The sequence below is a fragment of the Legionella parisiensis genome, from assembly GCF_001467945.1.
GTDB classification, from domain to species: Bacteria; Pseudomonadota; Gammaproteobacteria; order Legionellales; family Legionellaceae; genus Legionella; species Legionella parisiensis.
Genome location: NZ_LNYQ01000013.1, coordinates 2,012,612 through 2,034,742, shown reverse-complemented (window position 1 = coordinate 2,034,742; position 22,131 = coordinate 2,012,612). Strand labels below are relative to the sequence as shown.

The window sequence follows — 22,131 nt, the reverse complement described above, 5'->3', positions numbered from 1 at the left end:
ACTACCCACACCAAATTTGTCTTTTATTATTTTTGCTCCATTAGCTGAAGTAAATAATTCCCATAACTATTTTTACTTAGTTTAAGACCAATTTCTTTAAGCATTTCTGCACTTATCCAATTGTTTTTATATGCAATTTCTTCTAAACAAGCGATTTTCAATCCTTGACGGTGTTCAATGGTTTGTACAAAAGAACTTGCAGCTAAAAGACTTTCAGGGGTGCCAGTATCTAGCCAGGCAAATCCACGTCCAAGTAGTTCTACTTGGAGATCCCCGCATTCAAGATAGAACTGATTAATACAAGATATTTCCAATTCACCTCGATAAGATGGGCGTACTTGTTTAGCAATGTTTATCACTTGATTATCATAAAAGTAAAGTCCAGTTATAGCATAATTTGATTTAGGATTTGTTGGCTTTTCTTCGATTGATATTGCTTTCATTTCCTCGTCAAAAGAGACAACGCCAAAGTGCTCAGGGTCTTTTACTGGATAAGCAAAAATAGTAGCTCCTGTCTGACGTGCAGCAATTTCTTGTAATTTTTTTGTAAAGCCAAGGCCATAAAATATATTGTCACCTAATACCAAACACACATTATCTTCCCCTATAAACTCTTCACCAATAATAAAGGCCTGGACTAAGCCATCTGGACTTGGTTGTACCGCATAGTGTAATTTTATGCCAAATTGTTCCCCATTTCCTAATATGCGTTGATATGCCGGGCAATCTTCTGGAGTAGTTATTACAAGAACTTCACGAATACCCGCCAACATCAGAACTGATAAAGGATAATAAATCATGGGCTTATCATAAATAGGAAGTAATTGTTTTGAGATGCCTTGGGTTATAGGGTAAAGACGAGTACCAGAACCTCCAGCCAGCACAATTCCTTTCATATTGCAAATTCCTTTTTAGTAACCCTTAATTGTTTATATTGTGGCACTTTGTTTAGGACACTTTGGCACCAATTTTGATGATTTAAATACCACTCCACTGTCTTCCGTATTCCTGTTTCAAAAGTTTCCAGGGGTTTCCATCCTAATTCCCGTTGAATTTTTGTTGTATCAATGGCATAGCGCAGATCATGACCTGAGCGGTCTTTAACATACGTAATTAATTCTTTGTAAAATGAAATATGAGGTGGTTTTTGCGGAACTAACTCTTCTAGTAGATCACATACTGTATGAACTACTTCAATATTTTGTTTCTCATTATGCCCGCCAATATTATAGGTAGAACCTATTATCCCTTTTTTTAAAACCATATAAAGAGCATTAACGTGATCATTGACATACAACCAATCTCGAATTTGGGCTCCATTGCCATATATAGGTAAATTTTTTCCAGCAAGGGCATTGAGAATTATAACGGGAATCAATTTTTCAGGATATTGATAAGGGCCATAATTATTAGAGCAATTCGTTATTATTGTTGGTAACCCATAAGTCCGATGCCATGCCCTGACTAAATGATTGGAACTTGCCTTACTTGCTGAATATGGAGAGCTTGGTGCATAGGGAGTGGTCTCAGTAAAAAATTCGTTTTTATTTTCAAGATCTCCAAAAATTTCATCAGTAGAGATATGATGAAAACGAAATGATTGGCGTTGTATTGTTGGCAATGATTGCCAATAAACGCGTGCGGCTTCAAGTAAGTTATAAGTACCAATAATATTGGTTTGTATAAACTCAGCCGGACCATCAATAGAGCGATCGACATGGCTTTCTGCCGCTAAATGCATGACTGCATCTGGCTGAAAGGTAGCAAATATATAATTTATTTGATCGTGGGAACAAATATCCACTTGTTGAAAAATATGGCGTGGATTGTTGATAAGGGGATTAAGCGAATCTAAACTTCCAGCATAAGTCAGTTTATCAACGTTGATCACGGTATCCCTAGTGTTCTCAATAAGATATCGAACCACTGCAGAACCAATAAAGCCCGCGCCACCTGTAACTAGAATTTTCATTTTACTACCTTGTAAAACGTTCCTCAAAGAGATTTATCTTATTGATTATTGCCATTATTCTAATGCAAGAGGAAACTGTCAAGAATAATATAATTTATTGCTTGATTCCTTCATTCTACGCGGATGTGTTATCAAATTAAGAGAGGACTTATCTATAGATCTATCTATACAGCATTTCCTAATGTGATAATTTTGTTCAAAATACTGCAGTTGCTCGTTACTTTCTGCCCCTGATGTTCATACTTTTCCGGGTGAATGTTTTTAATGCTCCTTTACCTGATTTAAAAAATCGCCTAATCTTAAGCCAAGGAAAACTACCGACGGGTAGTTAGAGTCAAAATTTCAGCGTTTCAGGTTATCTATTTAGGAGAGTCATTCATGCGTAAATTAGTACTCTGGGGACATAGTGTTGATGAGTATCGTGAGATGTTTGATCTGTCTCAAGAGGATATGAATTCGAAGATTTTAGAATATGGATGTGGTCCCAGTGCAGTAAACGCCCAACAGTTTCAGGAAGCGCATCAAGCCGTAAGTTGTGATCCTTTGTTCGTTTTGGACAAAGATACATTATCGTCTAAGGCGATTATGATTTTTGCACAAATGGCAGATGAAGTGCGCAGAGAACAAGATCAATTTGATTTCAGTCGTACTGGAGGTTTAGAGCAATTACTGGAAAACCGTCGCAATGGCATGAAAAAATTCTTTGCTGATTATGAACAGGGTAAGGCCGAGGGTCGATATTATGGTGCAGCAGATTACCATTTACCTTATTCTGATTTTTCTTTTGATTTTGCATTAAGTGCGAATTATCTGTTTGCCGATTTGGAGGATCAAACGGTCAAGTTTCATGTAAATGTAATTCGTGAGTTAGCACGAGTGGCTAAAGAAGTAAGAATTTTTCCCTTAAATGACATGGAAGGTAAGACCTCTGAGTTTTTAGGTCCAGTTTTGCTGGAATTACAAAAAGAAGGATATGGTGTAGAAATTAGAGAAGTAGATTATCATTTGCATCAGTCTGAGAACGCAATGCTGCGTGTTTGGGCGCAAAAATGTGATCTTTAAAATTATAACCTGGGTGAAGAAAGCGTAACCCAGGAATTTTTTAGTAAGCACAGGCTAATATTTTGCTTCATCAAGGTTAAAAGGTTTTTTTGTATGTATTCAATGTTACGTCCTTTACTTTTTGGTATGGAGCCTGAACGGGCACATATTTTTAGTTTATCTGCTTTACATTATGCCCCTAAGTTTTGTTTTAAACAGGCGAAGCCTAAACCTACTGAAGCCTTAGGATTACAATTTCCTCATGTTGTTGGTTTGGCAGCAGGTTTGGATAAAAACGGAGAGCATTTGGATGCATTGGCTAAATTAGGTTTTTCCTTTATCGAATTAGGAACAGTCACACCAAAACCACAAATAGGTAACCCTAAACCACGATTATTTCGGTTACCGCGAGCTGATGCGATTATTAATCGTATGGGGTTTAATAACCAGGGTGTAGATGCTTTGGTGCTCCATGTAAAAAAAGCACGTTATAAAGGAATATTGGGCATTAATATTGGTAAAAATAAAGATACTTCGTTAGAGCATGCCGCGGATGATTACATTCATTGTTTGAGAAAAGTATATGAATATGCTTCTTATGTAACCATCAATATTTCTTCACCGAATACACCCGATCTACGTCAATTACAGCAGAAAGAGTATTTTGCCAATTTATTATCGCGAATTCAGGCGGAGCAAATTAATTTATCCGATAAATTTCAGCGCCACGTTCCCTTGGTGGTTAAAGTATCACCAGATGAGGATCCAGAAACATTAAAACAAATGACCGAAGTGATTTTGACTTATGGCATTGAAGGAATTATTGCGACAAATACGACTTGTTCCCGAATCGGAGTGACCCAATTACCCTATGCCGAGGAAACTGGAGGGCTAAGCGGAAAACCTTTATGGGAATTATCTACCCAATGTTTGCGCTTGCTAAAACAACACGTAGGTAACGATGTCACTTTAATCGGAGTCGGAGGCATCGATAATTGCAGTAGTGCGCAGGCAAAGTTAGATGCAGGTGCTTCATTAATCCAAGTGTATACAGGTTTGATTTACCAGGGACCAAGGTTGGTATATGAGTTGGCAAAAGGATTAAAATAAAACCGTAGGGAAATGGGCGCAGGGGATTCAATGGGAACTATTTAAGATGAAATGTATTACTAAAGCTCTGGCAACTGAAATGGAGTCTTGCATCAAGCAAACTCATATAGAAGTAACTCAGCAGTATCCGGAAGGAAAGATATTGGAAATTAATGGGGGTGCTGCCTGTTTTTCAGGATTTGATTCTTACTTGTCACAGGTTGTAGGGTGGGGATTTAATACAAAATTGAAGCATTTTCAGTCTGAAATTGAATGCATAGAACACTTTTATAGGACATTAAATCATAAACGAATAGATATTGAATTATGTCCTTTTGTAGGAAATGAACTCTCTGCATTTTTAAGTCAGCGTGGTTATTGTATCAGTGAGTTAAATAATGTCTCAATTTTGGATTTAAAAGCATATCAGGTGATTGATTGCGTGGTAGATACTTTAACGATTAGAGAAATAAAGTCGAGCGAAACAAGAGAGTGGGCCAAAAAGGTAGCTCTCGGCTTTGATGCTGTTGAAGCCGAGGATCAATTTTTTCGTTATGCCCAATCCTACGGGGTCAGCGCCTATGCTGTTTATGATAAAGATGTCATTGTGGCTGGGGCAACACTAGCCATGCATGGCGATTTTTGTGATTTAGGGGTTACGAGTACTCTACCTGCTTATCGAGGGAAAGGGTTACAAAAAAAATTACTAATGGCCCGATTGAATACAGCAAAACAGCAAGGTGTGTCTTGGGCAACGGTTACAACAGAACCCGGGAGCGTTTCCGATTGTAATGTGCAAAAAGTAGGATTTCATTGCGCTTATACACGAATCAAAATGACCTTGGAATGAGGTCTATTCTTTTAAGGAATATTAGCACTTCCATGTAATAACAGTTACAATAACCCATGTTTCGATTGAACTACTGAGTCATGAAAAAGAAACTTTCTGTTAAAACCAGCATTTTATACAAACGTTTGTTAGCTTATGTGAAGCCGTTTTGGCCCATACTGGCATTAGGCATTTTTGCAAATATTTTGTACTCACTGATTGATGCAGGCTTTACCTACATGATGCGCCCTTTTTTTGATAAAAGCTTTATTAATGTTGACATGGATTTTATTAAAAAAATTCCTTACATCATTCTAATAGGGATTACTTTGAGGGGGCTTGTCAGCTCTGTGGGTAGTTATTGTATGACTTGGGTTGCGCGCGCTGTGGTTAAAGTATTAAGGGAAAAAGTTTTTAATCATATTCTTCACTTACCTGCGGATTTTTATGATGAGGCAACTTCAGGACAAATGCTTTCTAAAATTCTTTATGATGTAGAACAAGTAGCTCAGGTTAGTGCAGAGGCCTTGACAGATATTGTTCAAAATACGTGTTTAATTATAGGCTTTCTCACTGTCATGATGGTGATTTGCTGGCAATTATCCCTTATGTTTCTGTTAACCATTCCCTTTGTTGGTCTTATTGTAAACTACACCAATAAACGTGTGCGACGCATCAGTCATAAAGTACAAAAAACAATGGTCGAGGTGACTGAGATTGCGAGTGAGGCAATTGAGAGTTATAAGGTAGTTCGCATTTTTGGAGGCGCTGCTTATGAATCTGACAAGTTTACTAAAGCTATAGAATATTCACGTCGGAACGACATGAAAGTTGCAGCAAGCAAAGCACTCAATGTTTCTGGGGTGCAAATTGTTATTGGTATAGGGATTGCAGCAATTATTGCGGCGGCCATTAAATTGTCTACGGTAGTGATTATTTCCGCAGGGTCTTTCTTAGCAATTATCGCGGCAATGATTCAGCTAATTAAACCGATGAAAACCCTCACTACTTTGAATGCGGTAATTCAAAAAGGGTTGGCTGGAGCAGAAAGTGTGTTCCATCTGTTGGATCTCCCTATAGAAAAAAACCAAGGAATTGTTCTATCGGAAAGATCAAAAGGCTCTATAGAGTTTAAACATGTGTCTTATGCTTATAGACAAGGGGATAAAGTACTGCATGATGTAAGTTTCACGATTGAATCGGGTAAAACAGTTGCATTGGTAGGTCATTCTGGAAGCGGGAAAACGACTATAGCCAGTTTATTACCTCGTTTTTATGAAGTAACTCAAGGTACGATTACCTTGGATAATACCCCCATCAACCAAATAAGTTTGGCCAGTTTGCGTGAGCAAATGGCTTTGGTAAGTCAAAATGTGACCCTTTTTAATGATACTTTAGCCAATAACATAGCGTATGGCCGCTCAGATATAAGCCGACAACAAATTATTCAAGCCGCTAAAATGGCTTTTGCCGATGAATTCATTAGTCGTTTACCCGAAGGTTATGATACGCGTGTTGGAGAAAATGGTGTGTTACTTTCCGGTGGTCAGCGGCAAAGGATAGCGATTGCGCGTGCCATTTTGAAGAATGCACCCATTTTAATTCTTGATGAAGCAACATCTGCGTTGGATAGCGAGTCAGAACGATACATACAAATTGCTTTAGAAGAAGTAATGAAAAATCGAACAACTATAGTCATTGCGCACCGTTTATCGACGATTAAACATGCAGATAAAATTATTGTGATGCAACACGGATCTATTGTCGAACAAGGTACCCACCAAGAATTACTTGACTTACAAGGGTACTACGCACAGCTTCAGGGCATGCAATATTCAGATATAATTCATGAGGATGCGCTAGCCTGATGTTTTCCTTCTTAGAGCAGCTATGGTATGGTCATCATCACCCGTTACAATGGATATTGCGTCCATTGTCTTGGGTTTATTCCACGATTGTTTCTGTCAGACGCTATTTTTTGCAGCGGTTTAGTCAAGTAAGTTGCCCAGTTCCTCTCATTGTTGTTGGCAATATAACTGTTGGGGGAGTAGGTAAGACCCCTTTGGTTATTGAGTTGGCCAAGAGAATACAACAAAAAGGGTTAAGGGTTGGCATCGTGAGTCGTGGCTATGGTGCAGCAATAAAGCAATTTCCCTATGAAGTTCAAACCAATGATTCTGCTCAAAAAGTTGGTGATGAACCCTTGCTGTTAGCACAAAAAACCCAATGCCCCGTAGTGATTGCACCCAAACGAACCCAAGCTGTACGCTATCTTTTAGAAAAGCATCAAAGTCAAATAATTATTAGCGATGATGGATTACAGCATTACCGCATGGGACGAGCTATTGAAATTGCTGTTGTTGATGGAACCCGAGGTTTAGGCAACGGTCTTTGTTTACCGGCAGGACCACTAAGGGAATCTGCTATGCGCCTGGAACAGGTTGATTTTATTGTGGTCAATGAAGGCAAGTGGAGTAATGCATATCCCATGAAATTAAAACCTGGAAAAGTTAAAAAATTAAGTACGGATGAGGAGATTGATGCACATACATTAGGTGGAAAATGGGAAGCAATTGCTGCAATTGGTAATCCTCAACGTTTTTATTCCACTTTGTTGCAATTAGGGATAGAATTCGATAGCTGTTCTTATCCTGATCATTATCAATTTAAGCCTGATGATTTGAATTATTCCAAATCACCTATTATTATGACGGAAAAAGATGCAGTGAAGTGCCGATCATTTAGTTCGGATACCATGCATTATTTACCTGTGGACGCTGTATTGGATGATGCATTTTGGGACGCATTGTGGTTACATCAACAGTTAAAAGGTTATTGCTGATTATGTTTGCTTGGATTCGCTGTTTTTTATTTTTAATAATACTCCACACAAGTACAGGATTGTTCGCATCCGAAATGGAACCCATGACGCAACCGGCACAATCCATCGAACCAACTATAGGGAGTTGGACTTTTTCCGGTATGGTGAAAAATGAGAGCGGGGATAAATACGGTTATTTTTTTGAAATGCAGCGTCAAGGATCCGACTTCCAAACTAAAGCCGCTTTAATTGATGGACAAACAAACCAATTGGTGTTTTTTTACGAAGGTAAAGAAAAGATTGAACAATCAACACCGCTTGATTGGCATGTTGGTTATTCTTTTATTCGTTTTAATCCGATTAATGACAGCTGGATTTTTGGTGTTAAAGCAGCGGACAAAAAAGGATTTAATTTCAAGGTAGACATGTTAAAACAAGTAAGCAAGGACAATGAAACCTTGGTCTTGCGTCCTGGAGTAAAACTTGCAGTATTACAGACAAGCCAGCTTAATGGGCATTTGCGTATTGATGATAAAGAACAATTCGTTACCGGGAATAAAGCCTGGTTTGGCAAGTTGGTATTAAACAATGATCAGAAAGATGCACATGAAATCAGTACAACTTTTTGTCGTTTAAATGATGATAATGGTTTTTTCTCTGCAAATCTTAAAGAAAAGGATGCTACCAGCGCAGCTGTTGCCGGTTGGCGTGATCCTTTGGGGAATAGAGTAAAAATGTCTCAATTTGTTTCATTAAAGCCTTTGAAAGATGATCAGTGCATGCTGAGCATCGGATTGCCTAAACTTCATTTAACATTAATTAATACACTTAAAGCTAATGATCCATCCTCAAATACAGTTGCAGGGTTTTCCAAAGACAGCCATGGAGACTTTTGTTTTGTTACTCAGCAATCATTTGCAAAGAGTATTGAATTAGCTATGGAGCATATCGACTTAAAGACTACAAGTTAAATGAATTTCTTAACTAAAAGTCAAAGAATCTCTTATTACGTGTGTTACGTGATCTTGACCGCCCAAAGTTGAGTTTACTTCTTTCTGTGCAATGTCATCACGATGAGGTACTTGAGTTTTTTTCATTATTCCTAATTTTTTCTCTACTTCAGGAGGCAAAGAAAGTTCAGGCGGAACTATTTTTTTATGAGGTGCTACTACTCCTAATGCGCCTGCCATCATTTTAGGCGAAGTAGGTTTTGGCTGTTCTAAATGAGGATCTAATTGTGCTTCTAACTTCCGTGCTAATTTAGGGTTAAAACTCCACATAGCATCGGCCAGAGCAGGAATACACATATTAGGCTCATCATTTACCCACCAACCTAAGTCGGTCATCGCTTCACGTACCAAGTCTGCTTGCTTGTTATGTTTATCGAGGGCATAGCGTAATATGGTGATAAGTGCTTTTTCTGGTTCATTATAGTTAATAGGAAGTTCCTTATTCCAACTCAAAAATTTGAACCAAGTGTTGTCCAATTTTTCATGATATTTTTGTTGAAATACGTCACACAAATGTTTTTTGCTTTGCTCTTTCGGGGCTGATAGCGCATATTGACCCAAGGCTTCTTTGCTTTTGTAAAATTCAGACATCAACAAGGCATGCATGGTGGCTGTTGGATGAACATCATCCCAAAACATATGTTTGGATCCTGGAGACGTTCCATCAGGATTTATCTTATAATCCGGTGAATCTTTGTAAGCTTCTTTTAGTTTTGTGGCATCAAAAAATTGAGCGTACTTTGATTGCTTACCATTTTTTTCAACATCAGTATAAATCCCGCTAAATACGGTATTGATATCAAAAAGATCAATGGAAAAATCAGAATGCCTTTTTGCTAACTCGTCTCTTATTAGATCTTGGAGCTTAGCTTGTAATTGTTCATTATAATATTTTGCTATTTCGTGAGCTTGCTTTTCCTTAGCGGTACCCTTAAACCGTGGGGTTAATGATAAATCAGGCAAATTACATAGAACAATATTTTTATAACCTTTGTCCATTAATCTCTTAATATTTTCGAGGTTACTTTTTATAGCCAGATCAGCCGCTTCTCTTGTTGGTTCTGCATTAACTGTAATTAAATCATTGGCTCCAGAAAATACAGTAACCAGAGTCTTTTCTTTTTCATCAGAAATTTCTTGTTTCTCAACGTCCTCCAAGAATTGATCCACCTGCTTGGATAAGTTGGATACCATTAAGCGAGTGAAAAAAAGCTTTATCGAAGTAAACGGAGAAAGAATGGAAAGAAATAGACCACTCCAACTGTAATCATGGGATGTCGCACCACCTTGGGCATAATTGGCAAAGAAAGTTTGCCCATTATATTGGGCGGTACGGCCATTATCGAGTGAATAATATTCCTCAATATCTTTTCTATAACGGGGATCCGTTATAACCTCGTCAGAAATATCGTCAGAGGATTCTCGAAGTTTGGTTTTTGGAAGTTCCTCTTTTTTCATCAGAAAAGCACGTTTTGCATTATTCTTGTATCGCTGTGCTATAGTCGCATCTGCTATATCGGTGCTATCGACCATATGTCTGGGTTTTTCCGAGACGTTTGGAGTATTTTCTTCTTCTATTGTGAATAGATGTCCTATTTCTCTATCTTGTAAGCGTTTTTTACGTTTTACTTGATTTGATTCGGCTTCAACTTCTTCCAAAGTATATCTTTTACGCTGATGAGGCGACTGAGCGATAATATCATCGCTGATATCTGCATTATCTAGGTTATATTTCCCAAATCGATTTGTAGAATCTTTTTTTATTTTATCATCATTAAGGAATTTGCTGATAAGAGTGGCTCTAAGCACATCTGCCCAAGTATAACCATTGGTGAAGCGATCTTTAGGCGACTTATCTAATCCTAATGTTTTTTGCCATAATCTGTTGATCAAATGGCCAAGAAAAGCAAATTTTTCACCCATGTTGTCACCGTCGGAAAGGCTATCACCTAATACGACAAAGTGGGTTATTTCTTTTTTAGGGCGATCTCTCTTGGCTTCTGCCATATAAAATAACTACATGATGAGCAATAATTGTCTATTTTATCGTTAAATTATTAAGGTTTTATTAATCAAAGTAGGAAGAGTGAGATTTTAGAAATATTTAATCTAATTTTTGAGCATAAATTGCTAATTCGAGTCTATTTATCCTTAGAGAAATACCAACATTTATATCGTCATTACACCTCTTTTTCTGGAAGAAAATGTGATAAAACACTGGCGATTACCAATGCCGCTGGAATGATTAAAAGAGTAAGTTGATAATCCCCTAAAGTATGAATGTTTGAATTTCCCTTAAAATAGTCGAGTAAATAACCTACAAGCGGCTGGAGTAAGGGGGCTGTTGCCATCGCTAAGGTATTTGTGAACCCTGTACAAGCAGAGAGTGATTCTGGAGGTGCCAGTTCATTTGCAATGGTAAAGGCAAGCATATATGCGCCACAACACAGTCCAATTGCAAACAATAAAACTCCAACAAGAAGGATGTGATCTATTGGTAAATAAAGAACAAGGATAAATAAAATGGCAGTTGATAAACATGAAATATGGATTAGAGGTTTGCGTCGAGATAGTTGTATGGAGAGCCAACCATAAATGGGGCAACTTAATCCGGCTCCCAATAATATCATTGAAGTAAGAATGCTGGCACATTCAAGAGAGCAATTTAATTTTAACTGGAGAAAAGGAACTGCCCACATTGCAGCAAAAACAGTAATAACAGAAAACTCTAATCCAACAAATACCCCATTAAACCATATTAATTTGTTTTTTAGCATGAGTACCAAATGGTTTTTATACTGTTGATAATTGCTGATTACAGGTTTGTTACTGGGAATAAAAGTCGCACATAAAATGGCAATTAAAAGACCAATGACTCCGGATCCCGCAAGAAAATAATGCCAGCTGATGTGATTTATCTGTGATCCCATTCCAATCATGCTAAATACAGTAACAGTAAATCCTAAAGTTTCGGTAAGTCCAATCATAAAAGCATATTGTTTTAGTGGATAGTGTTGGCGTAGTATTCGCGTCATACCCACAAATGCAAAAGCGGAGCCGCCGCCAATAATCAGACGACCAAGAAATAATACGAATAAGTTATATCCTGTAGAAAATAAAAAACAGCCCAAGGCACACAAAAGTGCGTTTAAGGACATTAAGGTTCGTGTATTAAACCGATCAAAAAGAAGTCCTACAGGAATTTGCATTGTGGTGTATATATAATAAAAGGCACTACTTAACAGTCCAGCAGTGAATGCAGTGAGGTGTTTTTCATGCATTATAGCGCCAATAACAATTCCCGAAGATAATTGTAAGAAAAATTGAAACAATAGAAAAAATACGCCGACTAACCATATGGTGGTTCTTTGGGATTTGTATGAATGTGTTGAGGTTAATAAATTCATTAATTCTGTTTCGACAAAAAGGCGAAATATATAGCATCATGGAGAAAGTGTAAATTTATTTCAAAAAACGTGTACACTTATTGTTCTTATGAAGGAGCGCAACTCTGTACATCTGGCTACAAATATAACCAGGTATTTATTGTATCCAAGGAAAATGAGTGGTAGTTACACCAGCGCTCTATAATAGTATTATCTAATGCTGGTGATATTCCATGTACCCCTGGCGTTAGTTGTTCTTTCAGGAACATTAATGAGACAAGATTATGGATATAAAATTCCGGATCGATATATTTTATTGGGGTGGGCTCATTGAGTAAAAAATTAACTGGCATTTTATGATTTAAAACTTCGTCATCACTAAAATGAGGACCAAACTCATCATATATACCTAAATTCGCCAGAATTTTTCCACTAAACCAGGAGTGAGGATAATCACTCATAATTGCCTTTTGTCCAGTTGCAGTAACAACCACATTTGCTTCGATTAATGCAAGCTCTATCTCGTTGAAATCCCGAGGGCTAATCGCTTTTATACCCAAATTTTGTGCCAAATTTCGTTGTTTTCTATTAGGATCCACAACAACGAGAGGAACTTTATTTTGACTGCAAAAATAGGCGAGTCCGCGCCCAATTTTTCCAAAACCAAATATAATCCATGATGTTTCTTTTGGATTGATTGATGTTAATTGAGTCAGAGCCATATGACTGCTTTCAGCACATCCAAAAACTGTTTCGAGTTGTTTTGTCAATGTGCGATCAACACTAATGACAGGGAAGTTAAGTGTTTGTTGTCGATAAAAGTGATCGCCAGAGCCAGTCAATTCGATTGCACCAATTTTGGGTTTTCCCAAAAATTGATAAAGCTGGGCGCCACAATCAAAATAAAGGTCAAACGTTTCCCCGACAAGTGCGTGCGGATCATCTATATAACGAATTTTGGCTTCATTCAAAGAGGATACCGCTTGTGGATGAGCATAACAAAAGTCTGTAGGATTAGTGACTGTAACATCAGCGCCTGCTTCAAGTAAGCATGCTATTTTTAATAAAGTATTAGTCACTACAGGAACATGATGGAGCACCCGTAATCCAGTCAGAGGACGTGTGGCACTCCATTCGGAAAGTTGCTCATGCATAAAAGGAGCTTCTTTCCGCGGGTATTTTTGGAAAATTTTTTTTAGTGCATCCTGCATTATGTCATAACAAAGAGTAAAGAATGATTCATCCTAGCATAATTTATTCAAAGAGAAAAAAATAAAAAATAGACTGGATATGCGTTTAGCTGCAGCACAGCCTGGCTCCAATAGTTTTTTTATTATATTTATACTCTTAAAGACAATCTATTCTCCTCAGTAGAAGAACTGCCAAAACCAAGCCAGTTTGCGATCCACTGCCAAAAACCAGGGGCTGGATTTTGCTTTTTAACATGAAATAAAGAATGATTGCTTAAGCTGCCTTTGGAATTATTTATTTGTTTTAAATAGGCTAATTCATCGTGGAATAGGGTACGAGTAGCTGTAGTATCATCATCATTAATTTTTTGATTGATTGAATCAATCAATTCATCGAGGTGAGGTAATGCTTCCTTAGCATAAGAATGTCGAATTACTTTTTGGAGATTTTCTTTTGCAGTATATTTATCTTTAAATTCCAGTCGTGACACTAAATCTTTTTGTAATTGAGTTCCATCATCATTAACTAAGATTGCATATTCAATAAGAAACAATTCTTGTTCTGTTTGCGCCAATTTAATTAAATTTCTGTAATGTTGGGCACGAGTTTGTCCACGATAATAATCAAAAAAATAAGAAAACCAGCTTAAAGTCTGATCGCGATGTTGTAGATAATAATCGAATGCTGCAGTGCATCTTTTTTTCAAGGTCGCTAGATGAGCTTGTGCAACTGATTCAGTAGGTATGGGTTCTTCATTCACTTGTAATGATGGTGAACTCACGGATGGACGTGGTGGGAAATAGCCTCGAATCTCAGGTAAAACAAAATGATCAGGTAGGTTTGCTTGTGTTAAGGCTTTACGAAGTAATTCAATTGTAGCATTGAATTGTTTTTGAGTTTCTTCACTTTGTCTTGAAAGCGGTTTTTTAAATTGCCTGAGTAAACAATAAAGCTTAAATTCCTGGTGACACACTTCTTTAAATCTAGGATTTTCTATCAATCGCTCCAAAAGCTCTGTGTGTTCTTCACTTAAGTAATCCGGAGAAACATCTTGCCCTCCCATAAGACTTTTTATTTGTGCTAGATAACTCACTATTTCTGCACTTTCAATTATTTGATCGAGATCAATGTTTCGAGTCCTGATGATCTTATGACATTCTTCGAATATTTTACCGAGCTCTTCAAGCGCTTTCTTAAATGATAAACTGTTAAAAGTATAGCGATAAATTTGATTGTTTAAATCGAGCTGTTTTTCAAGCATATTAAACTCAATACGTTCGAGAGTTTTTTGAATTACTTCCTGATATGGAACTGCGAATTGAGTAAGAATATGCGAATTTTTTTTGGCCAGAAGTTGAAACAGACGTGGGCGTACGTCGATTTTATTATAATGGGCTTCGAGATTTTCCAAGTACGCTTCAATGATGCCCACACCATGCTCTTGAACCCTCTGTTGGAGATCCATATCCAAATCAGCCAATTCTTTATTCTCAATAAGATTGGCTAGGGTGGCCCATTTTTTTTGTTTAAAGGATTCATCTAATAATTTCTTTAGACCATATTTTTTTTCAAATAAAGGGAAAACTTTTGCAAAAAGAACTGGGTCTTTTAAGAAGGTTAAAATGCTTTCATCGGGTTCACTTGGAAGATCACTTTGCTCAAACAAGGTATTAAAAATCTTCTCATTTTTTTCTTTAATCGCACGTTTTAAAGGATTTAAATACAGCGCAGTATTTTGGAATAAAGGATCTTGGTCTCGATTCTTAATTGAGCTTAGAAATGAGGCTCTAGGGTTTTGTACATTAGTCTTTAATAATAATTGATAAAGCCTGCCATAACCTTGCGCATAGACCATATCAAACAGGGCAGAATCAGATTGATCGCCAAATAATTGTTGAATTGCGATTTGTTTTTCTGTGGGACTCAGAATAAATTCTTTGGCAAGCAGCAGGTTGGCTATTATTTCTTTCTTTTGAGCGCAGCTAAAGAGGAATAATTCTTTGAAATCCAATCCGAAATTAAGGCTGGATTCAATAAATGGTTCTAAAACTGAATCATGACCTTTTTCTATTGCTTGCTTAAGCATCTCTATAAGAGGTTGTTTTAATTGAGTATCAGGCGTTACTCTTTCTAGTTTTAAAAATCGGGTAACTAAGCTTTTATAATTATTGGCTAAAGCAGAAGCAAAAATTTGCTCGGATAATTCTTGTTCGATTGCAATTTGATCTTTAGCCAATAAGAAATCTATAGGTTGAAACAAATTATTTTGTGCTAGCATGGGTACAAGTTTTGGTTTTTGCTTCAACTCTGGGAAATTTTGGAGTAAGCATATGACTCCAGTTCCATTTTTGTCCAGAATTAACTCTTCAAGAAATTTTTCGAGCTCATCTTCTTCCCAGGCTACCTTGCTACATAATGTTTTTGCTAGATTGAGAAGTTTGTTTTTGAAACAATTTTTGATTGTAAATTTTTGTTCTGAGGTATCAAGGTTCAATTTAAGTGTATCAGGGAGAAGAGGGGGCGTATTAATTGCTCTATTGAGTTTAGTTAATTTTCCAGGGTTTGTGGTTGAGTTGTTAAGATACACATTAAAAAGTTGAGGCTCTTTTTGCTTGCAAAGTGTTATTACAGGCCCAATGTTCCAGTTCAAACTGTACTCCAAAAGGAGTTGTTTTATTTTGGGGCTTGCCTTTATAAAACACCTTTCAATGATTGAATAGTCATCATACTCAAAACACAGCATCAACAATTGGCGTATGTCCTGGATGTTATAAAGTACATTAAAATTTAATTGGGTTAGTACGGATAAAATGGATATGTCTTCCTCTTCTAATCCTTTATGGCAGAGAAATTCCATGGTATCTGATTCAAGATGACCTTTTTGAGTTTTTAATTGCTCATGAAGAAACAAACTCATTTCTTGATTGCCGTTCAATATGGCAATGGTAAGTGCGCTTTTGATCATCTCTTTAGGAATATTATCTCGCCATGCATTTTTCACATGATTATTTTTCCTAAGGAAAATGAGTGCATTGAGTAGCGTTGTTGAACCAAGAGGGGTGCGTAGGTCGATTAAATCATATTGATATTGCTCAATATGCTCCCACAGAGTTGGGTTTGTTTGCTCAGCCCATGCACGTACGTAGGTTTCAAAAATTGTTTTGTCATGACGCTGCATGCAAAGAGGAAGCAAATCTAGAGCTTGTGTATCTACAGTAAAACCACTTTCAAGGAGCCTTTTCAAAGTTGTTGAATTAATCTCTTCAATAAGTTCTTCAGTGAAAATAGAAGGAAATGCTCTGGGATCAATTTTAGCAGTTGCTAACTGGGAAATTAATAGATTTAAAAGGTGATGTTGATTGGCGATGGCGGCGTATTGAATTTGTTTGATTATTTGTTCTGGAGAGAGCTTAATTAAAAATTGGTCTCTTGTGACAGAGTCTACTTCCTGCTTAACAAAGGTCAGAAGTTGCAGGTGATTATAAGTGGTTTGATTTTTTGGCTCTTGAGAAAGCTTTAATTGCTCGAGCAACTGCAATAACTTGCTGTGGTCAGCCTCTTTTTTCATGAGCAACAAGTGTTTGCCCACCGGTTCGGTAAGCAATTCTTGCAGGGCTTTTGTTAATTCATCTTGTTCTTCAGCCGTAATGTACGTTTGAATATAATGATCAAGCAGCTTTTCTGCTTCTTTGTGATTTCCTGCATAGAGGGTAGCTTTAATCCCTCTTAAAATAGCATCTTTTAGAATAGGTGATTTAGGTTGCTGCAGTAAAAGATCATTAAATTCAGACCGAAAATATTCTTTTCCTAAGTTGTGATAGTCAATTTTATTTTGCTTAAATAGGTACTTTAGTGTATCAATATCTTTTGCTAGAGCAGCAAAGAAACTTGAGTCAATATCTGTCTGATCTTTGAATGCAGTTTGATGTAATTCATCGTGAGCAGGGTAGTGTTCTGGATCCACATTGGGATGGGCAAATGCGCGAATTATCAAGCCAAAAGAGTCAGTTTTGTAATCAAAGCACTCTTTAATCTCCTTGATTAATTCATCAACTGTTTCAAACTCTTCTGTTCTTCGGTTGTAGTTCGGATCATAAACTATATAGCTATATTTCCCATTTTGAAAAGTTAGAGCGATTGCATGGGTTTTACTGGAAATGTAGTATGATCGATTATTACGGCCGATTTTTTCGAATATTTCTTTCCAATATATTTCAGCAGTCGTGAGTCCTAAATTAAATTCATTTCTTAGTGGCTTATCCCTAATATCCAGGAGTTTTTCGAGATCAGTTTGCAAGATTTCATAATTACTGAATTGCTCCGCATTGAATGTTTTTTCAATTTTAATAATAAAATTATCAATGGCATGATTATCACCGAAACAATAAGTGCTGGGTAATGCGGCTAATTGGTCAAGCAAGTCAAAAAACAGTGGTGCTTTATTTTCTAAAGCATATTTGATATACAAAGCTGCAAGCGCGGCACAAATTCCTTTTTTATTTAGTGCAAAATCGATATTGTTTTTTTGCTTTATGCAACGGTTTACTGCATTAATAATTTTGCCCTGGTTTGGCATAAACAACCCCTCATTTTTGGTTTTGCGATTATAAATGTCAAGGTAGTTTGATTCAACTCACGATGTATTTATATTAAACAAAAAGAGGCTGCACATAATATGAAAAAAACATTATAGCTATGCTTCCAAAATAATTTCATGTGCGGGTGATCGTAAATTGTAATGAGAGCTCATACAGTACCCATAGGCTCCAGTATTAGCAATTAAAATGATATCCCCTTCATATGTAGCAGGTAATAAACGGTCGTATCCCAGAGTATCTCCGGATTCGCAAATGGGGCCTACTACATGTGAAAAACCAGCGTTATCCTCATGCAATCTACTTAAGTTGACAATCTCGTGATAAGCACCATACAAAGAAGGTCTAATTAATGAATTCATTCCCGTTTCAATTCCTATAAATTTTACTTCACCTTTTTCTTTGCATTGAGTGACCTTTGCAAGGATGACGCCGCTTTCTGCAACAAAAAAGCGACCAGGCTCCATCCAGAATTTTAAATGAGGGCAATGTGATTTTACAGCCAATAATCGTGCATCGAGTTTCTGGAGATTCAAAGGTTTTTGTCCTGGCTTTTCAACAATTCCTAAGCCGCCGCCTAAGTTTATGAATTGAGTATTGGGAAATTGTTCTATGAGGGATGTGAGCATTAATGCAGTTTGTTCCCAAAGCTCAGGGGTAAGAATTCCACTCCCTGAATGCGAGTGTAAACCAATGACACGGACATTATTTTTTTGGGTCAGGATTTTAAGGTGTTCAATATCTTTTTGGTCAATGCCAAACTTTGATTCATTTCCCCCTGTTATGACATGTTTGTGATGACCGGCTCCTGCACCTGGGTCGATACGGATGATGATATCGCGGTTTTGAAACAGCTCAGTCCAGCTTATTAAAGGATGCAAATTATCTATTGTCACATAACAACCTAAATTCATGGCAAATTCATATTCTGCTTTTGGGGCAAAATTGGGGGTAAACAAAATTCTTTTTTTGTCTATATCTGGAAATAGGTCTGATATTCGTTTTAATTCCTGAATTGAGACGCATTCAAAACCAATACCCTCTTTTTCCAATGTTTTTAAAATCGAAGGATGTGAGTTGGCTTTAATTGCATAAAACAAAGTATCGATTGATTTTAGGTTCAGTAATTGTTTGGCTTGAGTTATTTGTGTTGTGCTGTTATATACATAACAAGGTGAATGAGTCCCTGCAATGGAAAGCAATGATTCTTTCTTAATTTGCCACCATGGGGTAGGGCGAGTAACTCCTTTTTCCAGCTTTTGGGGATGAAAAACTTTTTCCAATTGAATGATAAAATTATCTAAAATTGGATTATCTCCAAGTTGATAATCATGAGTGATCTTGCATAATTGTTCAAATGCTTCAAAAAATTGATCCGTATTATTCTCCAGAGCATAATGTTCATATAAGTCAGTCAACCCAGTATAGGCTGTTGATTTATTTAATTTAAAATCCTTATTGGATTTTTGTTGGAGGCATAAAGTGAGCGCATTTATAATTCGACTTTTTGGAGACATTATGGTCTTAACAGTTGATTCCATTATATGAGAGTATAATGTTCAAGCGGTTTAAATTCAATTCACATTGCGCTTGGTTTAATATTGTTCATTATGATCTATTAAATTTATGCTTGCAATTTAATTGATGCTCACATAGTCTGATTATTCAAACTAATTATCACAAGGAATTGATATGGCTCAAGATAAAATCGATATTGATGATGCAGGCAAGACTGGCGCATTACTGGCGCTAGGGAATACCATTTTAGCCCCCTTGTATTGGGTTGATGCAAAACTTGGTTTGACTACGGCAATTGTTGCGACCGGCGCATTTTTATATGGTGCACATGAGATAGGTAAAAAAAGAAGACCTGTCGGAAATGGAATAAATGGTATGAATTCTTTTTTTGGTGGCATGACTGGTGATAAAAGCACAGAGGTTCAAAATACTCTGGCAAATATTGCAGTTGGCGGTGCAGCGATATTTGACGAAATTATGCCTAGCGAAAGCAAGCGTCCATGATACGTATCTTTTTAAATAATCCATCAAGGAAGTAGAAGCATGCCTAGAGATCAAATAAATCCTGACAAAGTACTAAAGACTGGTGCATTAATCAGTTTTGGAAATTTATTTATGTCCCCTTTTTATGGAAGACTAGGTCCATTCTCATCTCTGACGCTTACTGCAGCAGCATTATTTGGATTGCATGAAGTAGGCAGAAGCAAACAATCGAGAAATGGGTTTTGGGGCTTTTTTTCAAACAAGGATAATTCTAGAGTCTCCGATGTAAACACTACAATGAGCCATGTTGTGGAGGGAGGCGCAACTGTGTTTGATCAGATTTTTCCTCCAGGAAAAAAATAAAAAAGTGCAGATGAGGGTTTTAAGTTTGTAGCCTGGGTGAAGCCCAGGCTACATGGATTGATGCATCATTATCCCAATTTATGAATTTTAACTAACATGCCAATCAGAGCATTGTCGAGATAATAAACTACATCATCTTTTAGGCGTTGTTTTTGTGATACAGTGAATGATGATTGTGGATTGCTAGGTGGTGATACCTGTAACTCTGCATCAAAAGAATAATAATTACTTTGCACCACATTAAATTTGCCCTGTATTTGCCAGCCATTATGCTCAACTACAGGTAGAGCGACGCTACTTTGATTATTGGCAGGTTGTTTCCACGAGTAATGCCCTAAAACTTTGTAGCGCGATTTTCGAGTCAGCAGGTAATACTCATCGCGTAGACTGGATGAGGATGGAGATAATAAAAGATAGGGTTTTCCTGATTTTTCTGCATCTGATTTCAATAATATGGCATGTGCACCCATTGGAATAAGAGGTGCATCAACAGTCATGTCCGGGTTTTGATTGGGATGGGCAAATATAATTAAATCAATTTGATAGGAAGACTTGGCTAGAGTCAGGCAGGAGTATAGGATACTTAGAGTTATTATTATTAATCGTTCCATGGCTCAATTTATTTGTGGTTATTATTTTAATAGACTTTACCTTTGCTCGCATTTTAGCTGAATAAGGGATGGCCTTAACTCGATTATACCTCTCAAAAGAATTCACTCAACAACAATTTTGGGGAATTTGTCTGCATAATTAATTGGTTTTTTGGACAATTCAATAGCGCTCTTCATCGCTGTTTTAAGCATTGTATCTGTTAACTTATCACGAGCTTGAGTCGCAGTAGGAGCACCTTCATCACAGTTTTGTCTTATGCGTCCATCTAAGGGAAGTTGTCCGAGTAATGTGGTTTGGTGTCCGGCACAAAGTGCTTCTGCTCCACCAGTTCCAAAAATTGCTTCTTGATGTCCACATTGACTGCAAATATGAGTGGACATATTTTCTATAATGCCCAGTACATCAATTCCTGTTTTAGAAAACATGGTAAGTGCTTTTTGTGCATCAAGAGTTGCCACGTTTTGTGGAGTAGTCACTACTATAGCAGCAGTAAGGGGGATTTTTTGTACTAACGTCAATTGAATATCACCGGTTCCAGGTGGTAAATCGATAAACAAATAATCCAGCTCGTTCCAAAGGGTAATATCTAACATTTGGATTAGTGATTTAGCCAGCATGGGACCTCGCCAGATAAGTGCTTGTTCACCATGTGTCAGGTAGCCAATAGACATAGTTTGTATTCCATGCGCTTTTGCAGGAAGATAATGATCACCACTGATTTGCACCGGTTCAGTTTTTCCCAGCATTAAAGGCATGCTTGGGCCGTAGATGTCAGCATCTAAAATACCAACTTGTGCACCTAAGCGAGCTAATGCAGCCGCTAAGTTGACGGTTACAGTAGATTTTCCCACTCCTCCCTTTCCTGAAGCTACAGCAATAGTGTTTTTAACTCCACGTAAGCCTTTGCCAACAAGTTGAGTTCTGTGCGGTTTTATCTGTTGATTTATGTGAATTACTATCTGTTGATTTGGGAGCGATGATTGTAATGCAGCAAGTAATAGGGGCTTATAATGTTCTTCAAGCAAGCCGCAGGGAAATCCGGCAGTTAGTTTGATAATCAACTGATTATTTGTCATTTCAAGACTGCATTGTAAATTCATTTCTTTGCCTGTAAGGCCAAGAATTGGATCTGTTAGAGTGCTCATCAAGTGGATTACAGTATTTTCAGTGGTCATGGATTGGCCTTAAACACAAAAGAGGAATGATAGCGCAGAGCAGTAT

General features: G+C 37.2%; 16 protein-coding genes and 1 pseudogene. 8 read left to right on the top strand and 9 right to left on the bottom strand.

The window, feature by feature from the left end; translation table 11 throughout:
• Positions 1–26: 26 nt before the first annotated feature.
• Entirely contained in the window at positions 27–896 is an 870-nt protein-coding gene (gene rfbA / locus Lpar_RS15070) for a glucose-1-phosphate thymidylyltransferase RfbA (protein ID WP_058518695.1), read from the bottom strand.
• A complete protein-coding gene (gene rfbB / locus Lpar_RS15065) occupies positions 893–1,972 on the bottom strand; it encodes a dTDP-glucose 4,6-dehydratase (protein WP_058518694.1) in 1,080 nt (359 codons plus the stop codon). The genes rfbA and rfbB overlap by 4 nt, the downstream gene beginning before the upstream one ends.
• 378 nt (positions 1,973–2,350) lie before the next feature.
• Between rfbB and Lpar_RS15060 the strand changes: the two genes are divergently transcribed.
• The 6 genes from Lpar_RS15060 (at position 2,351) to Lpar_RS15035 (ending at position 8,723) form a co-directional block, all read left to right on the top strand.
• Positions 2,351–3,034, top strand: a complete 684-nt coding sequence (locus Lpar_RS15060) for a hypothetical protein (protein WP_058518693.1) — start codon at positions 2,351–2,353, stop codon at positions 3,032–3,034.
• Positions 3,035–3,127: 93 nt separating this feature from the next.
• Positions 3,128–4,123, top strand: a complete 996-nt coding sequence (locus tag Lpar_RS15055) for a quinone-dependent dihydroorotate dehydrogenase (RefSeq protein ID WP_058518692.1) — start codon at positions 3,128–3,130, stop codon at positions 4,121–4,123.
• 46 nt (positions 4,124–4,169) lie between these two features.
• On the top strand, positions 4,170–4,952 hold the full coding sequence (locus tag Lpar_RS15050; RefSeq protein ID WP_058518691.1) for a GNAT family N-acetyltransferase: 783 nt from the start codon (positions 4,170–4,172) through the stop codon (positions 4,950–4,952).
• A gap of 80 nt (positions 4,953–5,032) precedes the next feature.
• The gene (gene msbA, locus Lpar_RS15045) at positions 5,033–6,799 is read left to right on the top strand and encodes a lipid A export permease/ATP-binding protein MsbA (RefSeq protein WP_058518690.1); all 1,767 of its coding nucleotides are present in this window, start codon (positions 5,033–5,035) and stop codon (positions 6,797–6,799) included.
• A complete protein-coding gene (gene lpxK / locus Lpar_RS15040) occupies positions 6,799–7,773 on the top strand; it encodes a tetraacyldisaccharide 4'-kinase (RefSeq protein ID WP_058518689.1) in 975 nt (324 codons plus the stop codon). The genes msbA and lpxK overlap by 1 nt, the downstream gene beginning before the upstream one ends.
• Before the next feature lie 2 nt (positions 7,774–7,775).
• A complete protein-coding gene (locus tag Lpar_RS15035; RefSeq protein ID WP_058518688.1) occupies positions 7,776–8,723 on the top strand; it encodes a hypothetical protein in 948 nt (315 codons plus the stop codon).
• Between the two features lie 9 nt (positions 8,724–8,732).
• Here the strand turns inward: Lpar_RS15035 and Lpar_RS15030 are convergent, their stop codons facing one another.
• The 5 genes and pseudogenes from Lpar_RS15030 to lysA all read right to left on the bottom strand — a co-directional run.
• Positions 8,733–10,769, bottom strand: coding sequence for an SGNH/GDSL hydrolase family protein (locus tag Lpar_RS15030; protein WP_058518687.1), 2,037 nt, complete (start codon positions 10,767–10,769; stop codon positions 8,733–8,735).
• Positions 10,770–10,942: 173 nt separating this feature from the next.
• On the bottom strand, positions 10,943–12,169 hold the full coding sequence (locus Lpar_RS15025; RefSeq protein WP_082650398.1) for an MFS transporter: 1,227 nt from the start codon (positions 12,167–12,169) through the stop codon (positions 10,943–10,945).
• A gap of 116 nt (positions 12,170–12,285) precedes the next feature.
• Positions 12,286–13,359 (bottom strand): Rossmann-fold NAD(P)-binding domain-containing protein, encoded by a 1,074-nt coding sequence (locus Lpar_RS15020; protein WP_058518686.1) that lies wholly within the window; start codon positions 13,357–13,359, stop codon positions 12,286–12,288.
• A gap of 128 nt (positions 13,360–13,487) precedes the next feature.
• The gene (locus Lpar_RS15015) at positions 13,488–17,915 is read right to left on the bottom strand and encodes a hypothetical protein (protein ID WP_058518685.1); all 4,428 of its coding nucleotides are present in this window, start codon (positions 17,913–17,915) and stop codon (positions 13,488–13,490) included.
• A 117-nt stretch (positions 17,916–18,032) separates the two neighbouring features.
• Positions 18,033–19,178 (bottom strand): annotated as a pseudogene (gene lysA, locus Lpar_RS15010) (diaminopimelate decarboxylase); the annotation flags it as partial.
• Between the two features lie 448 nt (positions 19,179–19,626).
• Between lysA and Lpar_RS15005 the strand changes: the two are divergent.
• Together Lpar_RS15005 and Lpar_RS15000 are read left to right on the top strand one after the other, a co-directional pair.
• Positions 19,627–19,956, top strand: coding sequence for a hypothetical protein (locus Lpar_RS15005; RefSeq protein WP_058518684.1), 330 nt, complete (start codon positions 19,627–19,629; stop codon positions 19,954–19,956).
• Positions 19,957–19,995: 39 nt separating this feature from the next.
• Positions 19,996–20,298 carry a hypothetical protein gene (locus tag Lpar_RS15000; protein WP_058518683.1) on the top strand — a complete coding sequence of 101 codons (303 nt, stop codon included), beginning with the start codon at positions 19,996–19,998 and terminating at the stop codon, positions 20,296–20,298.
• Positions 20,299–20,366: 68 nt separating this feature from the next.
• Here the strand turns inward: Lpar_RS15000 and Lpar_RS14995 are convergent, their stop codons facing one another.
• Complete coding sequence (locus Lpar_RS14995; protein WP_058518682.1) at positions 20,367–20,909, bottom strand: CsiV family protein; 543 nt, start codon at positions 20,907–20,909, stop codon at positions 20,367–20,369.
• Positions 20,910–21,011: 102 nt separating this feature from the next.
• Positions 21,012–22,085: an iron-sulfur cluster carrier protein ApbC gene (gene apbC, locus Lpar_RS14990; protein WP_058518681.1), complete on the bottom strand. Its 1,074-nt coding sequence runs from the start codon at positions 22,083–22,085 to the stop codon at positions 21,012–21,014.
• Between the last annotated feature and the right edge of the window lie 46 nt (positions 22,086–22,131).

Bases quoted from the DNA above. Each gene is read 5' to 3' on its own strand.
- rfbA (WP_058518695.1), bottom strand. From the start codon at position 896: ATGAAAGGAATTGTGCTGGCTGGAGGTTCTGGTACTCGTCTTTACCCT.
- rfbB (WP_058518694.1), bottom strand. From the start codon at position 1,972: ATGAAAATTCTAGTTACAGGTGGCGCGGGCTTTATTGGTTCTGCAGTG.
- Lpar_RS15060 (WP_058518693.1), top strand. From the start codon at position 2,351: ATGCGTAAATTAGTACTCTGGGGACATAGTGTTGATGAGTATCGTGAG.
- Lpar_RS15055 (WP_058518692.1), top strand. From the start codon at position 3,128: ATGTATTCAATGTTACGTCCTTTACTTTTTGGTATGGAGCCTGAACGG.
- Lpar_RS15050 (WP_058518691.1), top strand. From the start codon at position 4,170: ATGAAATGTATTACTAAAGCTCTGGCAACTGAAATGGAGTCTTGCATC.
- msbA (WP_058518690.1), top strand. From the start codon at position 5,033: ATGAAAAAGAAACTTTCTGTTAAAACCAGCATTTTATACAAACGTTTG.
- lpxK (WP_058518689.1), top strand. From the start codon at position 6,799: ATGTTTTCCTTCTTAGAGCAGCTATGGTATGGTCATCATCACCCGTTA.
- Lpar_RS15035 (WP_058518688.1), top strand. From the start codon at position 7,776: ATGTTTGCTTGGATTCGCTGTTTTTTATTTTTAATAATACTCCACACA.
- Lpar_RS15030 (WP_058518687.1), bottom strand. From the start codon at position 10,769: ATGGCAGAAGCCAAGAGAGATCGCCCTAAAAAAGAAATAACCCACTTT.
- Lpar_RS15025 (WP_082650398.1), bottom strand. From the start codon at position 12,169: ATGAATTTATTAACCTCAACACATTCATACAAATCCCAAAGAACCACC.
- Lpar_RS15020 (WP_058518686.1), bottom strand. From the start codon at position 13,359: ATGCAGGATGCACTAAAAAAAATTTTCCAAAAATACCCGCGGAAAGAA.
- Lpar_RS15015 (WP_058518685.1), bottom strand. From the start codon at position 17,915: ATGCCAAACCAGGGCAAAATTATTAATGCAGTAAACCGTTGCATAAAG.
- Lpar_RS15005 (WP_058518684.1), top strand. From the start codon at position 19,627: ATGGCTCAAGATAAAATCGATATTGATGATGCAGGCAAGACTGGCGCA.
- Lpar_RS15000 (WP_058518683.1), top strand. From the start codon at position 19,996: ATGCCTAGAGATCAAATAAATCCTGACAAAGTACTAAAGACTGGTGCA.
- Lpar_RS14995 (WP_058518682.1), bottom strand. From the start codon at position 20,909: ATGGAACGATTAATAATAATAACTCTAAGTATCCTATACTCCTGCCTG.
- apbC (WP_058518681.1), bottom strand. From the start codon at position 22,085: ATGACCACTGAAAATACTGTAATCCACTTGATGAGCACTCTAACAGAT.